Here is a 14,054-nt window from a genome sequence, read left to right on the forward strand (position 1 = left end):
GCCCACCGGTCTTCATGCCCGTAAGGATCACCAGTACTTCAGGAAGCACCCTGACTCGATGAAGCGATCTTGGCACCTTGTCCTGGCGTCGGCTCTCGTCGCGGGAGCCGTCACACCGGTGGTTGCGGTGGGCAGCGCGGTCGCCGCGGACGGCGACATCACCTCGGCCGTCCTGGCGAACCGTGATGTCGTCCTGACCGGCGACGCGATCGTGCGCGTCCCGCAGGGAACCCACACGTACACCGGCGTGATCAGCGGTGAAGGAGCCCTTCGCGTGTCCGGCACCGGCACGCTGGTCCTCGCCAGGGACAGCACCTTCACCCTGCCGCCCTCCCGGCAGCACCAGAGCGTCCAGATCCCGGGCGGCAACCACCCGTACGTCGTGGTCGGCAGTCCCGACGAGCCCGCGGTCACCGTGGACGCGGGGGCGACCCTCCAGTACGGCACCGGCGGTACGACCGGCCTGATCGGGTCCTTCCCGTACAACACGCCCGGTTACCAGCAGAACCAGGACAACATCCGGGTGGACGGCACCCTGCGCCTGTCGCTGACCCGGCTGTTCAACCTGGGCGTCATCAGCGGCTCCGGCCTGGTCACCCAGCCCCGGAACATGTGGGGAACGCTCCAGATCTGCGGCACCAACCCGTTCTCCGGCATCTTCGACAACGGCACGGGCGTCAACTTCGCGAGCACCACCTGTGCCGCCGACCTGCCAGGCGCCCGCTCCATCGTCAACCGCGGTTCATGGATCATCGACACCCCGCTCTACCACACGGTCGTACAGCGGCAGAACTTCTACAGCCACGAGTACGGCAACGACGTGAACGTGCACTCCCGCCCGGGCAGCAAGGTGATCCTCACCGGCGTCTACAGCTGGAGTGACAGCGGCGACGGGGCGGCGCCCTCGCTGAGCGACCCCGGACTGAACTGGCGGCCCGTCGCCCACAAACTCAACAAACGCGGCACCAACATCGAGGGCGCCGACGTCCAGTGGGGCGACGGCACCACACACCAGATCTTCATGCCCGGCACGGCGCAGACGGTCTACATCAACCTGCACGCCAGACGGCAGCGCTCCCGGCTCACCTTCGACTACGACGGACCGGTGACCCTGGGCGCGCCCATCGGCGGCGGTATCTATCACGACACCCTCAGCGCTCCCGGCGCCGGGGACATCGTCATCGCCGGTACCAGCGGCAACGACGTGACCTTCGCAGCAGCGCAGTACTACGACGGATCCACCACCATCGAACCGAATGCGACCCTCCGTCTCGGCTCCGGGACCGCGGGCGGCGACGGCAGCCTCCACACCGGCGGAGCCTTCGACAAAGTGATCGACAACGGTTCCCTCGTGCTCCGCAACACCGGGACACCCGCCTCCCTCCCGGCGATGACCGGTGCCGGATCGGTGACGCAGAGCGGAGCCGCGGCCACCACCGTCACCAGCGCCGCCTACACTGGCGCCACCACCGTGACCAAAGGCAGCCTGATCGTCTCCGGGACCTCTCTGCGGACGTCCAGCGCGGTCGCACTGACCGGTTCCTCGGCCGTCCTGGATCTCAGCAAGGCACGCGACACGACGCTGCGCAGACTGCGGGCCGTCACAGGCGCGAAGATCCTTCTTTCCCGGAACTCCCCCGAGCTGACCGTCGGTTCCACGACCGCGAGAGTCTCCGGTACCGGTCTCGCCATCGGCGGGACGCGCTTCTCCGTCAGCCGGGCCGGCGCCCACACCGTGCTCACCGCTCTCGCCTCCTCCGCCGCGACAGGACCCTCGCCCTCCCCCGTCCGGACCGGCCGAGCGGCCACCCCCCTGGGCGCCTCCACCGGCGCCATGGCGGACACCGTCGGCAACTCCGGTGCTCTGTGGACCGTCACAGGACTGGCGGGCGTCGTTCTCGCCGGCGTCGCCGCGGTCTCCGTCTTCGTGCGCGTCCGCTCGCGTCAGCGTAGGTCCCCGCGTCACTCCCGCTGATCTCCGGCCGCCACGGATTCCACCGGCCGCCCATGACTGTCGGCGCTCACCCCTTACGATGACCTCGCTGCCACGGTGTGTGACACCGACGGCGACGGCCCGGGACTCTCGCGACCCGGCTCGGTCGGCGCGAGCGGGGCCTCGTACCCGCGTCAGGTCGAAGGGAGACCCGATGCCAAGGCATGCCGCGCCCGCGGCCGATGTGATAGCCGCGGCTCGGGCCGGCGATCGCGGCGCCCTGGAAGAGCTCAGTTCCCGGACGCTTCCGCTGGTCTACAGCGTCGCGGCGCGTGCGCACCCGTACCGCGACGACGTCGACGACATCGTCCAGGAGACGATGATGCGCATCCTGCGCGGCATCGGGGGACTGGAGCGCCCGGACGCGTTCCGGTCCTGGGTGATCACCATCACCGTGAACGAGGTCCGCGACCACCTCCGCAGGCGCGGCAGGAGAGAGACGACGGGAGCCGCGTTCGACGCGGCCGAGCACCGGCCCGACCCGGCCGCCGACTTCGCCGAGAAGGTCATCCTCGACCTGCGGCTGTCCGGGCAGCGCGAGGAGTCCGTGCGCGCGACCCGCTGGCTCGACGAGGACGACCGGGAGCTGCTGTCCCTGTGGTGGTTGGAGACGGCCGGCCGGCTCGCGCGGGCCGAGCTCGCCTCCGCTCTGGACATGACCGGCCATCAAGCGGCTGTACGGGTGCAACGCATGAAGGAGCGCCTGCACACCTCCCGCGTCATCGTCCGAGCCCTCGCGGCCAGGCCCGCCTGCGGAGAACTGACCCGGCTGACCCTGGGCTGGAACGGGACCCCCAGCGGCCTGTGGCGCAAACGCCTCGGCCGCCATGTGCGGCAGTGCCCGCGCTGCGTGCGCCACGAGGAAGGCCTGCTGGCCCCGGAAGGACTGCTGGCGCCCCTGGCCCTCCTGCCCGTGCCGGCGGCCCTGCTGGCCTGGCGCCCGTGGCTGTCCGCGGGAACGCACGCGGCGGCCGGCCGTGCCGGCACCACGGCCACGTCGGGCAGCGGGGGTTCCACGACGGCGGGGACGGCAGGGACCGCGGGGACGAGCCTCACCGCGAAGGCCGTGGTGGTGGCGAGTGCGCTGCTCGCCGTGGGCGGTGGCGTGCTCGTGTACGTGGCCCCGTGGTCCAGCCCTTCGGCGCGTCCGGCCACCGCCCCGACGGCTTCCGGGTCGGCACCCGCGGCCCCGCTCACCGCATCCGCGTCACCGTCACGGCCGGCACCGGCACGGGGCTCGGCCGTCTCGCATCCCTCGCCCGGTCCGCGGTACGGGTCCGTGGTCGACACCGTGGACAGCGCGCCACCGCCGAACCGGCCGCCCGCCGCATTGCCCCACCGCCCGCAGACCACGGTGACGATGACCGGGCTCAAGAGACACCTGGACGGCTACCAGCTCGTCCACCGCGGGGACACGGTGGTACTGCGCGGGAAGGGCTACTTCACCGTCCACTGGGACGTGATGTACGGGCGCCCCGGGCTGCTGACCATGCCCTCGTGGACCGGGCTGCGCGGAAGGCTGTTCCACGTGGCCTCGGGCGGCGGCCACCGCATGGACGACCGTCAGCCGGGCGCGCCCGCCGGCGGCACCTGGATGGGCAACCGGCAGCAAGGACTGATCGTCCTGCCGCCGGGAGCCCAGCAGATGTGGCAGAACGAGTACTACTACCTCGACGGCAGCGTCATCCTCCACCTCAACGAAACCCAGGCCGACTACAACCTCGACGTCCTGCACTCCTCCTGGCAGGAGACAGCCGACGACATCGCCACTCCCCCGGCCCCGCACTCCGCCGACCGCGAACGGTACGGACTGGTGCGCGACACCGGCCGCGACGACGCCCCCGTACCGCAGTACACCACCCGCTCCACGCCGACCGACGCGGCCTCCGTGCCCCAGCGCTCCGTCGTGTCCTGACCATGGTTCGGGGGCCGCGGCAAGGCTCACGGCAGGGTCCGCTCCAGCCAGGCCAGCAGGTCGCCCTCGACTTCGGCGCGGTTGGTCTCGTTGAACAGCTCGTGCCGCGCTTCGGCGTAGACGCGGTAGGTGATGTCGGTGAGGCCGGCCTGCCGGTAGCGGTCGACGAGCAGGTCGCTCAGCGTGAGTCCGGCGTTGAGCGGGTCCCGGTCGCCGACCAGGACGTATACGGGCAGGTGGGCCGGGATGCCCCGGGGCTGCGCGAGTGCTGTCGAGGCGGCGGCGACCTGTCGCATTCCCTCGGCGTCGAGGCTGGAGCCGCAGAGCGGGTCCGCGAGGTAGGCGTCGACGGCTTCCGGGTCACGGCTGAGCCAGTCGAACGGCGTCCGAGCGGGCTCGAAGCCTTTGTTGAGGGCGACGAGCGGGTCCCCGGTGTCGGCCGCCTGGTTGGCGAGCATCGCGTCGACCGCTGTGGTGCCGGCCAGAGCCAGGGCGTCGATCAGGTGGGAGTGGTGCAGTACGTACTGCTGCGCGGCGAAGGAGCCGAGGCTGTGGCCGAGCAGCACCAGGGGCAGACCCGGGTGCCGCTCCCGGATCGTCTCGGAGAGTGTCACCAGATCGCCGACGAGGCTGTTCCAGCCGTCCTCGCCGAGATGGCCGGGCGCGGTGTGCGTGCTGAGCCCGTGTCCCCGGTGGTCGTTGGCGTACACGGCGAAGCCCCGGGCCGTCAGCGCCTCGGCGAGCGCGGCGTACCGGCCGGCGTGTTCGCCCATGCCGTGCGCGATCTGCACCACACCGCGCGGTGGGCCGGCGGGCTGCCACACGTGCACGTGAATGCGCACGCCGTCCTTGACGCTGTCGAAGTCGAACATGATTCTCCTGGGAAAGGGTGAGTGGAGAGACTTGGTCCGTGCCGGTGGGGCGGTCAGGAACGCTCGCCCAGGTAACCGGCCACGATCCGGGACCGGTCCGCTCTCAGCTCCCGGGCCGTGGCCTGCACGGTGAGTTCGCCATGGGAGAGGACACAGCCTCGGTCGGCGACTTCCAGGGCGAGGCCGACGTGCTGCTCGACGAGCAGCACCCCGCAGCCGGACTCGTCGGCGAAGCGCCGGACGACGGGCAGCAGTTCCTCGACGATGACCGGGGCGAGGCCGAGGCTGAGTTCGTCGAGCAGCAGCAGCTTGGGACGACGGGCCAGCGCCCGTCCCAGAGCGAGCATCTGCTGTTCTCCGCCGGACAGGAGCCCGGCCTTGCGGTCCCGCAGGCGGGTCAGGACCGGGAAGTAGGCGTACGCCGCCTGCTCGTCGAGCCGTTCTCCCCGGTGTCCCAGCCGCAGGTGTTCCGCCACGGTCAGTCCGGAGAAGATGCCCCTGCCTTCCGGGACATGGGCGATGCCCCGTCGCGCGCGGGCCGCCGCCGGCACCTGGTCGAGAGGTGTTCCGGTGAAGGCGACGGTCCCGGCGGCGGGACGCAGCAGCCCGGAGACGGCCTTGAGCGTGGTGGTCTTGCCGGCGCCGTTGGCACCCAGCAGGGCGACGACCTCGCCCGGGCCGACGGTGATGTCGAGGTCGCGGACGACGGAGGCTCCGTCGTAGCCGGCCGTGAGTCCGGTCACTTCCAGGACGGGTGTGCTCATGATGTCTCCGGTGCGCTGCTGGGAACTCCGGGCCGGCCGGTGGCGAGAGAAGGAGTGCCGCCGTCCGGTACGGGTGCGTCGGCGGGCTGGACGGCGGACGCGCCGAGATAGGCGGTGATGACGGCGGGGTCGTCGCGGACCCGGCTCGGGGGTCCCGCCGCGATCACCTTGCCGAACTCCAGGACGACCAGGTGGTCGCAGATGCCCATCACCAGACCCATGTCGTGGTCGATGAGGAGCAGTGCCGTACCGGCGTCGGCGACGGCGCGCAGGCGGCGGCCGAGTTCGGCGCTCTCCGCGGTGTCCAGGCCGGCGGCGGGCTCGTCGAGGCAGATGATGCGGGGGCGGGCGGCCAGGGCCCGGGCCACGCCGACGAGTTTGCGCTGTCCCTGGGACAGCTCGGCCGGGGATGCGTCGGCGAGATCCTGCAGGCCCAGCGTGGTGAGGGCATCGGCGACGGCGGAGGGCGGCGGTGTGCGGCGGCCGAAGGTCTCGCCGAACACCCTGACCCAGGTCGGGTGTTCCGCCGTCACGCGCAGGTTCTCCGTCACCGTGAGGTCCTCGAAGAGTTCGCTGCTCTGGAAGGTGCGGGCGAGACCTCGGCGGGCCCGGGCGTGCGGGGCCATGCCGGTCAGGTCCTCGCCGTCCAGTTCCACCCGGCCCCGGGAGCTCACCAGTCCGCTGACCGCGTCCACGAAGGTGGTCTTGCCCGCGCCGTTCGGTCCGATGAGTCCCACCAGTTGGCCTTCGGCGACGTCCAGGGTGACATCGCTGAGTGCGTGGACGCCGCCGTAACTGACGCCCAGCGAACGGACCTTGAACATGGTCATCGTGCGACCTCCTCGGCTGCGGGCGCCGTTACGGCCCCGGCGGTGTCCGACGTGGCGTTCTCGGCGAGGGTCTGGGTGGCTTTCGCCGCGCGGGCGGCTCTCTTCGCCCTCTTCCTGCGGTGGTTGGCGCCCGCGATGCCGTCCGGGTTGGCGATCAGGGTCAAGATGAGGGAGACCCCACCGAAGAGCAGGGCCCAGGTCCCCTTGATGCCGAACCACTTGTCCAGGGCGTGCGGGACGAGTGCCTCGGTGGACATCAGGCCGGCGATGACGGCTCCGGAGACCATCGTGATGCCGCCGATGTAGGCGAAGCCGATGAGGCCGAGTGCGGCCAGCGCGGTGAACCGGACCGCGCTGACGGAGCCGAAGTTGTAGCCGTACAGGGTCCCCGCGGCGCTGGCGATGAAGGAGCTGATGGCGAACGCCGCGATCTTCACCCCTCGTACGTTGACGCCTGCCGCCGCGGCCGCACGCTCGTTGGAGCGGACGGCGAGCATGCGCCGGCCCAGCCCGGTGCGTCTGAGGTTGGCCACGTACAGGCCCAGGGCGACGGCGACGGACAGGACGAGGAAGCCGAAGAGGGGGCTGGGTTCGTTGCCGTCCAGGCCGCGGAAGGCCGCGCCCGGACCGAGGTCCACGCCGAACAGGCGGGGAGGGGGCACCGTCACTCCGGCGGTGCCGCCGAAGGAGGTGTTCGTGAACAGGGCCTGTTCCATCGCGAGTGCGGCGGCCAGCGTGACGACGGCCAGGCTCACGCCGCGGACCCTCAGGGCGGAGATGCCGGCCGCCACACCGAGCAGGGTGGCCAGCAGGGTCGCGCCGAGGGCGTTGAAGGGGAACGGGATGTGCAGTCCGGTCGCCAGGTGGGACAGGGCGAAACCGGCGGTGCCGGAGAGCGCGAGCTGCATCACCGAGATCTGTCCCACGTAGCCGGTGATGACGACGTACGAGAGAACGATGATCGCGCCGATCAGCGAGTTGGTCAGCGCCTGGCGGAAGTCGAAGGGCAGCACGACCAGGGCGAGGGCGGCGGCGGCCGTGGCCAGGACGGCCGGTCGCAGCAGCCGGTCCGGCAGCGGTACGGCGGGCAGCCGCTGCTCGACGAGTTCACCGCGGCGCGGCAGGCCCGCCCCCTTGACGTAGAGCGCGACGATCATCAGGAGGAAGATCAGCAGCTGCTGGAGTCCGGGCATGGCGTTGCCGTTGTCGGTCGGGAACCAGCTCTGGGTGGACAGGTAGTAGACGACCGACTGCAGGACGCCGATGAGGATGCCGGCGGAGCAGGCGATCCACAGTGAGGTGAATCCGGCGAAGAGTGCCGCCGCCAGGGCCGGGACCACCTGCAGCGGGAGCGTGACGGAGTCGACCTGGACGATGGGTGCGGCCAGGACCCCGAGCAGCCCCGCGATCAGCGCGGACAGCAGGGTGTTGGCGAGGGAGACGCTGTTGGGTGACAGACCGGCCAGCAGGGCCGCCTGTTCGTTCTCCGAGGCGGCGCGGGTGGCGAGCCCGAACCGGGTCCACCGGTACAGGGTCCCGAGGGCGAGCGCGACGGCGATCACCAGCCCGGTCAGGATGAAACGGTCGACGGGCGTGGTGACGCCCAGGAACCTGACGGCGTTGGAGGGCAGGATGCTGGGGGCCTGCTGGGGCTGGGTTCCGAACACCAGCAGCACGGCGGCCTGCAGGGTGAGCAGAATGCCGAGTGACGCCGCGAGCTTGGCCAGTGGTGAGACCGCGCGCAGGGGCTTGAACACCGCGACCTCGGTGAGCACACCGACCGCGAGCGCCGCCATGAGCGCCCCCGCCAGGGCTGCGGCGGTCGGCAGGGAGAAGCCGAAGAAGCCGGTGCTCAGGGCCCAGAAGGTGTAACCGGCGACCATCGCGACAGCGCCGGTCGACAGGTTGATGATGCCCGAACCCCGGTAGGTCGCCACGACGCCGAGTGCGATGCCGGCGATCAGTGCCCCCTGGCCCAGGCCGAGCACGGCGAAGAGCAGGATCTGTTCCATTGCTTACTCCTTGAGCGCCGTGTTCCTGGGCCCTGGGGGAGCTGTCGGGCCTCAAGGAACACGGCACGGGAAAGGTCTGTCGCGGGCCGGACGCGGCCCGGGCGGACGGTGGGACGGGGGTCACCGCGGCGGGCGGAGCCAGTCGGTCAGCGGCTGGAAGGCACCCTTGCCCTTGTACTGGTAGAACCGCGCCTGGTCGTTGCAGACCGCGGGGGCGTCCGGGTACTTGGCGCACTTGACCTCGGCGGCGCCCATGACGACCGGCCCGGTGAACTGCTTCAGCTGCGCGGAGACGGCAGCCGGGGTGATCTTGTCGGCTCCCACGGCGTTGAGCGCCTTGGCGAACGTCAGGATCGTGCTCCAGCCCAGGGGGGCGAAGACCTGGGAGGCGGTGGCCTGGTCCAGCCCCACCTGGCCGGATGCCGCCAGGAACGCCTTGGAGTCGGGGGCCGAGGTGTCGGTCGGCAGCGTCTGGGCGACGCCGTACGTCCAGGTGGGCAGATCCCCACCCAGGCCCTTGGCCACGTCCGGTGACATGCACAGGGGTGTGGACACCACGGGCTTGTGGATGCCGAGTTGCTTGATCGCCTTGGCGACTCCGACGCACCCGGAGCCGATCGTGATGGGCACGATGACGTCGGCGGAGTTGGCGCCGGCCGCGGTGACCGGGCCGATCAGGTCCGTGGCCTGCGCGTCGAAGCCGACCGACTTGACGGTGAGGCCGGCGGCCTCGAGCCCCTTGACCGCGGCACTCGAGGCGATCTTGTCGCCGGGGGTGTTCGTGTGGATGACGGCGGCCGTCTTCGCCTTGAGGACGTCACGCGCGTACGTTCCCCAGGTGCCGAAGATGTGCGGCAGGTCGCCGAAGGTGCTGTAGGTGTTCTTCGCCGTGGGCAGGGTGGGCCCCGTCGCCACGCCGACCAGAACCGGCTTCCTGCCCGCCACCACGGAGTTGAAGGAGGCGTCGCCCAGGTACAGATTGCCGAGGGCGATGGCGGAGACGGCCTGGTCGCCGAGCAGTTGCTGGCCGCACTTCTGCCCCTCCTCCTCGGCGGAGACCACCGTGCAGATGTTCAGTGCCAGCGGGTGGCCACCGATTCCGCCCAGTTTCTCGTTGACGTACCGAACGGCCGCCTTGGCGCCCAGGGTCGCCTCCGGGCTGCCGCCGGGGCCGCCCTCGACGTTCACCCAGCCGAGCGTGACCGGGGAGAGGCCGGAGTCGGCCTTGCCCGCCTTGCCTCCCACGTAACTCTGATAGTCGGTCACCACGGCGGCCGACGGGCGGGTGTCCGCGGTGGCTGACGAGTCGGCTGCGGCGGCGCCGGTCGAGGCGGAGCCCGGGCTCTGCGCACCGCTGCAGGCGGTGAGGCCCATGACGGGCGCCAGGAGGGAGGCGATGAGGCTCAGTCTTCGGGCACGCGAATGGGTAGGCATACGAGACCTCCGTGGAGCGGAGCGAAGGGGGAAGACATGCCGGAGGGCATGCGCGACGGGGAGTGGTGACGGGTCGGCCGGAAACCTGGACTACCCGCGGTGACCAGCACGGAAGGCAGCTCTGGACACCAGGAAAGGCCTGATCGGGCGGCCTTTCGAGGTTTCGTAACTTTCTTACGAACCGGGAATCTAGGTGTACGCTAACCCCCTGTCAACGCCTCGGTTCACTTTGATTTAACGATCAAGTAGCTCGATGTAACGATCAGGCAAGGAGAGGGGGAGGGCGTGACGACGCAGGCCGGAAGGCGCAGACTGCCTCGGCGATCGCTCGAGGAGACTCGGGCTCTCATGCTGGAAGCGGCGACCAAACTCGTCTGTGCGGGAACCGCCGACACCAGCGAGGCCGCGGTCTCCGCCGCACTGGCCCATGTGCGGGTCAAGCAGGTGACGGAAGAGGCCACCCGCATCATCCGCGACCGGCTGGGCGACGAGGCGGCACCGGCGGTCACCACGGGATCGATCTACCAGATCTGGCCGGCTCAGGCCGACTTCCAGGCCGAGTTGTTGTTCCACCTCACCTCCCGGCAGGCGGAACTGGTACCCGGTCTGCCCGACAGCATCCGGCGCTTCCAGACGGCCGTCGAGAAGGGCGTCACCTGGCAGGAAGCCCTCAACGACGTCCTGACCGACAACCACAAGAACCACCGGGTGGACCCGATCTACCGGGTGATGCTCGGTTTCTACGCCAGCGCCGCGAACCCCCGCGTACGTGAGGCGCTCGGACACTACGGCGACTCGTTCACGAAGGTGGCCTGCGAGGCGTACCAGGCCCTGCTCGACACCTACGGACTGCGCATGCGTGCGCCCTACCGGGTCGATCAACTCGCCACCAGCATCGCGTCCCTGCTGGACGGCTTCCACATGCGGTGGATCGCCGGCTACGGGGACCTGGCGGACCCGCACGGCGACGAGAACTGGTCCCTTGTCACCAGGGTGGCCGTCATGCTGTTCGACCAGTTCACCGAACCCGTACCGGCAGGATCTGTTTCGCGCGGCGCATTGGAAGGCTAGCCTTGCAAAACGCATATTGGAAGCCTAGCCTTCCAATATGCGTTCACGAGCATCAGGCGACGGCACCGGAACCTTCGAGCCGGACCCCGCGCTGATCGGGGTGGCCACGCGGCTGCGGATCAGCATCGGCACGTTCAGACGCCGCAGTCACGAAGCGCTGAGCGAGGGAGATGTGACGGGCCCACAGCTGACGGCCCTCTCCCGGCTCGAACGGCTGGGCGCGGTCACCACCGCGGAGCTGGCCCGGCGTGAGCAGATCACTCCCCAGGCGATGGGCGCCACCGTCGCGGTCCTGGAAAACCGTGGGCTGGTGACCCGTACCGCCGATCCCGCCGACGGGCGTCGCTGGCTGCTCACGGTCACCGAGGCCGGCCGGGCCGTGCTGAGTTCCGAGCGCAGCGCTGTCGCCGACCGGATGGCCGCGGCGATGGCGACGTCCTTCACACCCGAGGAGATCGCGACTCTCGACGCCGCGGCGCCGCTGATCGAGCGGCTGGCAGACCTGTTCTGACCAGCCATCGTGATCATCGAGCCGCACCCCGAGGAGCGGAGAGCGTGCCATGAACGAGCCGGAGTCCGACATCGTCGCAGGCGCCCGGAGCGAGACAGGCGGTGCCGCACGTCCCTTCTCCTGGCGGTTCACTGTGCCGTTGTTGATCGGCTCCGCGCTGAACCCGATCAACAGCTCACTGATCGCCACCGCGCTGGTACCGATCGCCGCCGGCCTGCACGTCCCGGTCGGGCAGACCGCAGCCCTGGTGACCGCGCTGTATCTGGCCAGCGCCATCGCCCAGCCCACGGCCGGCAAGGCCGCCCAGGTGTTCGGTCCGCGACGGGTCCTTCTGACCGGGACCGTGCTGGTGGCAGCCGGCGGCACGGTGGGCGGCCTCGCGCAGGACCTGAGCACCCTGCTCATCAGCAGGGTTCTGATCGGTCTCGGCACCTCCTGCGCCTACCCGACGGCGATGCTGCTGATCCGCGGCCGAGCCCACGACGCCGGCCTCGACGAACCGCCCGGCAACGTCCTCGGCGCACTCCAGATGGCCGGCACCGCCACGGCGTCGCTGGGACTGCCCGTCGGCGGCATCCTGGTCGGCGCCCTGACCTGGCGGTCGGTGTTCTTCCTCAACGTGCCGGTAGCACTGATCGCCCTGGCCACGACACTGGCCTGGATCCCCCGCGACCACCCCGTCGGCCGTGACCACACCCTGCGCGGCATCGCCTCCGCCCTCGACGTGACGGGCATCCTCGCGTTCGGCGCGACGATGACCGCACTGCTGGTGTTCCTCTACGACCTGCCCGTCGTGCACGGGTACCTGCTGGGCATCGCGGTGGCAGCGGGAGCGGCCCTCGCGGCCTGGGAGTCGCGTGCCGCCACCCCGTTCCTCGACGTGCGCCTGCTCGCGGCCAACCTGGCTCTGACCCGAACCTATCTGCGTTTCGGCCTGGCGATGCTGTGCGTCTACATCGTGCTCTACGGGCTCACGCAATGGGCCGAGGCGGTACGTGGCCTGTCCGAGAGCGCATCCGGACTGCTCCTGCTGCCCATGACCCTGGCGTCGGCGGTGGTCATCGCGCCGGTGTCGCGACGCAACCTCGTACGAGGGCCGCTGATCGCCGCCGCGCTGATGTGCATGGCCGGGTCGGCGGGCGTTCTCCTGTTGACCTCGTCGAGCTGGATCGGCCTGTTCGTCGCCGTCACCGTTGTGTTCGGCATCTCGATGGGCGCCGCTTCGGCCGGCAACCAGACCGCCCTGTACGACCAGGCTCCCGCTCGACAACTCGGCAGCGCCGCGGGTCTGCTGCGCACCTTCGCCTACATGGGCTCGATCGCCTCCTCGGCCGTCACCGGCATCGTGTTCCACACGCACGTCAGCGACCACGGCCTCCACCTGATCGCCTGGATCATGGTCGGCATCAGCGCCGCCCTGATCGTCACGACCGTCGCCGATCCCTCGCTGTCCCCGCGATCCCGACGCTGACAGCGGCCACTCACAGCACCTGTCCCACCGAGTCCGGCAAAGCCCGGAGAAAGCCCGGAGAACCCAGTGCCTGTCACCGTCCTCGACCCCACCACCGCACTCATCGTCGTCGACCTGCAAACAGGACTGACCGGCCTGCCGACCGTGCACCCGCTCGACGACATCGTCGCCAACACCGCCGCACTGGCCGACGCCTTCCGTGCCAAGGGACTGCCGGTCGTCCTGGTCAATGTCGCCGGCACCGCCCCCGGCCGCACCGAGCGAGGCGACGGCGCCCGCGACCTGCCCGACGGCTTCACCGACCTCCTCCCGGCACTCGACCAGCAGTCCGGCGACAAGACCGTCACCAAATACACCTGGGGCGCGTTCCACCACACCGACCTCGCCGACCATCTCGACAAGCTGGGCGTCACCCAGGTCGTCATCACCGGCGTCGCCACCAGCTTCGGCGTCGAGTCCACCGCCCGCCAAGCCCACGAACACGGCTACCACGTCACCCTCGTCACCGACGCCATGACCGACATCGGCCTGGCCGCCCACGACAACAGCACCCGCCACGTCTTCCCCGCCCTCGGCGAAACCGGCGCCACAGCCGAGATCCTGGCCCTCCTGTGCCCCCGGGATCACGAGGCGACCTGAAACAGGATCACTGTGCTCTACGAGACCGGGGCGGTTCATGCCCCCACCCGGCGGGTGGTGACCGGTCGACCGGCGGGGGCGAACCGGCCGACTGCCGGATGGGGCCCCGGTCGTCGGGACCCGACACTGGGATCATCACGACGGCGACAGGGAGATCTTCCATGACGTGCTCCCCTGGAGTACCTGCTCAACGCCCCCACCAGGCCCGCCAAGTACGTCCGGTGAGATCCGGCCTGGGCGCGCGGGGAGCGTCGGTGGCCAGCGGCTGCGGCAGATGCGGTGTTCACAGGATTCCGATCGCCGGCTCAGTGGACCATCGAGGCCGCCCGCGTGGCGACGATGTGCACCCCTGCCTCGTACCACTCGGGACGGACGACGAACAGGACAGCGGCGCCCGCCACCAACGTCAGGCCGAGAAGTTCCCGCAACCCTCCCCTGCCGGGTGCGACGTCGCGGCCGGTGGTCTCCGGCTCCTTGTCATGAACGTGGCGTGTCATGCCTCCACCCTGGACGCCGAGCCGCGCTGCGCACATCCGGCGACT

General features: G+C 70.4%; 12 protein-coding genes. 6 read left to right on the forward strand and 6 right to left on the reverse strand.

Translation table 11 applies throughout. The features are described from left to right. Positions 1 to 58 precede the first annotated feature (58 nt). Together ACIRVK_RS16295 and ACIRVK_RS16300 are read left to right on the forward strand one after the other, a co-directional pair. The gene (locus tag ACIRVK_RS16295; RefSeq protein WP_404247372.1) at positions 59 to 1,975 is read left to right on the forward strand and encodes an autotransporter; all 1,917 of its coding nucleotides are present in this window, start codon (positions 59 to 61) and stop codon (positions 1,973 to 1,975) included. Between the two features lie 172 nt (positions 1,976 to 2,147). Next, complete coding sequence (locus ACIRVK_RS16300; protein ID WP_404247374.1) at positions 2,148 to 3,908, forward strand: sigma-70 family RNA polymerase sigma factor; 1,761 nt, start codon at positions 2,148 to 2,150, stop codon at positions 3,906 to 3,908. Positions 3,909 to 3,934: 26 nt separating this feature from the next. Here the strand turns inward: ACIRVK_RS16300 and ACIRVK_RS16305 are convergent, their stop codons facing one another. The 5 genes from ACIRVK_RS16305 to ACIRVK_RS16325 form a co-directional block, all read right to left on the reverse strand. Further along, positions 3,935 to 4,780, reverse strand: coding sequence for a lysophospholipase (locus ACIRVK_RS16305; protein WP_404247376.1), 846 nt, complete (start codon positions 4,778 to 4,780; stop codon positions 3,935 to 3,937). A gap of 53 nt (positions 4,781 to 4,833) precedes the next feature. Next, complete coding sequence (locus ACIRVK_RS16310; protein WP_404247378.1) at positions 4,834 to 5,544, reverse strand: ABC transporter ATP-binding protein; 711 nt, start codon at positions 5,542 to 5,544, stop codon at positions 4,834 to 4,836. Further along, the gene (locus ACIRVK_RS16315) at positions 5,541 to 6,374 is read right to left on the reverse strand and encodes an ABC transporter ATP-binding protein (protein WP_404247380.1); all 834 of its coding nucleotides are present in this window, start codon (positions 6,372 to 6,374) and stop codon (positions 5,541 to 5,543) included. Before ACIRVK_RS16315 ends, ACIRVK_RS16310 begins: the two co-directional genes overlap by 4 nt. Continuing rightward, on the reverse strand, positions 6,371 to 8,386 hold the full coding sequence (locus tag ACIRVK_RS16320) for a branched-chain amino acid ABC transporter permease (protein WP_404247382.1): 2,016 nt from the start codon (positions 8,384 to 8,386) through the stop codon (positions 6,371 to 6,373). Before ACIRVK_RS16320 ends, ACIRVK_RS16315 begins: the two co-directional genes overlap by 4 nt. Positions 8,387 to 8,506: 120 nt before the next feature. Further along, positions 8,507 to 9,820: an ABC transporter substrate-binding protein gene (locus tag ACIRVK_RS16325; RefSeq protein ID WP_404247384.1), complete on the reverse strand. Its 1,314-nt coding sequence runs from the start codon at positions 9,818 to 9,820 to the stop codon at positions 8,507 to 8,509. 348 nt (positions 9,821 to 10,168) lie between these two features. On the opposite strand from ACIRVK_RS16325, the gene ACIRVK_RS16330 reads away from it, so the two are divergent. From ACIRVK_RS16330 to ACIRVK_RS16345, 4 genes are all read left to right on the forward strand, one after another. After that, a complete protein-coding gene (locus ACIRVK_RS16330) occupies positions 10,169 to 10,891 on the forward strand; it encodes a hypothetical protein (protein ID WP_404247385.1) in 723 nt (240 codons plus the stop codon). Positions 10,892 to 10,928: 37 nt separating this feature from the next. Next, the gene (locus ACIRVK_RS16335; RefSeq protein ID WP_404247387.1) at positions 10,929 to 11,402 is read left to right on the forward strand and encodes a MarR family winged helix-turn-helix transcriptional regulator; all 474 of its coding nucleotides are present in this window, start codon (positions 10,929 to 10,931) and stop codon (positions 11,400 to 11,402) included. Between the two features lie 49 nt (positions 11,403 to 11,451). Then, the gene (locus ACIRVK_RS16340; protein ID WP_404247389.1) at positions 11,452 to 12,873 is read left to right on the forward strand and encodes an MFS transporter; all 1,422 of its coding nucleotides are present in this window, start codon (positions 11,452 to 11,454) and stop codon (positions 12,871 to 12,873) included. A gap of 66 nt (positions 12,874 to 12,939) precedes the next feature. Beyond that, entirely contained in the window at positions 12,940 to 13,512 is a 573-nt protein-coding gene (locus ACIRVK_RS16345; RefSeq protein WP_404247391.1) for a cysteine hydrolase family protein, read from the forward strand. 305 nt (positions 13,513 to 13,817) lie between these two features. Here the strand turns inward: ACIRVK_RS16345 and ACIRVK_RS16350 are convergent, their stop codons facing one another. After that, positions 13,818 to 14,009: a hypothetical protein gene (locus ACIRVK_RS16350; RefSeq protein WP_404247393.1), complete on the reverse strand. Its 192-nt coding sequence runs from the start codon at positions 14,007 to 14,009 to the stop codon at positions 13,818 to 13,820. Positions 14,010 to 14,054 lie beyond the last annotated feature (45 nt).

The organism is Streptomyces sp. NPDC101152, from assembly GCF_044768275.1.
In the GTDB taxonomy this organism is placed as follows: Bacteria; Actinomycetota; Actinomycetes; order Streptomycetales; family Streptomycetaceae; genus Streptomyces.

Bases quoted from the DNA above. Each gene is read 5' to 3' on its own strand.
- ACIRVK_RS16315 (WP_404247380.1), bottom strand. From the start codon at position 6,374: ATGACCATGTTCAAGGTCCGTTCGCTGGGCGTCAGTTACGGCGGCGTC.
- ACIRVK_RS16350 (WP_404247393.1), bottom strand. From the start codon at position 14,009: ATGACACGCCACGTTCATGACAAGGAGCCGGAGACCACCGGCCGCGAC.
- ACIRVK_RS16325 (WP_404247384.1), bottom strand. From the start codon at position 9,820: ATGCCTACCCATTCGCGTGCCCGAAGACTGAGCCTCATCGCCTCCCTC.
- ACIRVK_RS16330 (WP_404247385.1), top strand. From the start codon at position 10,169: ATGCTGGAAGCGGCGACCAAACTCGTCTGTGCGGGAACCGCCGACACC.
- ACIRVK_RS16300 (WP_404247374.1), top strand. From the start codon at position 2,148: ATGCCAAGGCATGCCGCGCCCGCGGCCGATGTGATAGCCGCGGCTCGG.
- ACIRVK_RS16335 (WP_404247387.1), top strand. From the start codon at position 10,929: ATGCGTTCACGAGCATCAGGCGACGGCACCGGAACCTTCGAGCCGGAC.
- ACIRVK_RS16340 (WP_404247389.1), top strand. From the start codon at position 11,452: ATGAACGAGCCGGAGTCCGACATCGTCGCAGGCGCCCGGAGCGAGACA.
- ACIRVK_RS16320 (WP_404247382.1), bottom strand. From the start codon at position 8,386: ATGGAACAGATCCTGCTCTTCGCCGTGCTCGGCCTGGGCCAGGGGGCA.
- ACIRVK_RS16295 (WP_404247372.1), top strand. From the start codon at position 59: ATGAAGCGATCTTGGCACCTTGTCCTGGCGTCGGCTCTCGTCGCGGGA.
- ACIRVK_RS16305 (WP_404247376.1), bottom strand. From the start codon at position 4,780: ATGTTCGACTTCGACAGCGTCAAGGACGGCGTGCGCATTCACGTGCAC.
- ACIRVK_RS16310 (WP_404247378.1), bottom strand. From the start codon at position 5,544: ATGAGCACACCCGTCCTGGAAGTGACCGGACTCACGGCCGGCTACGAC.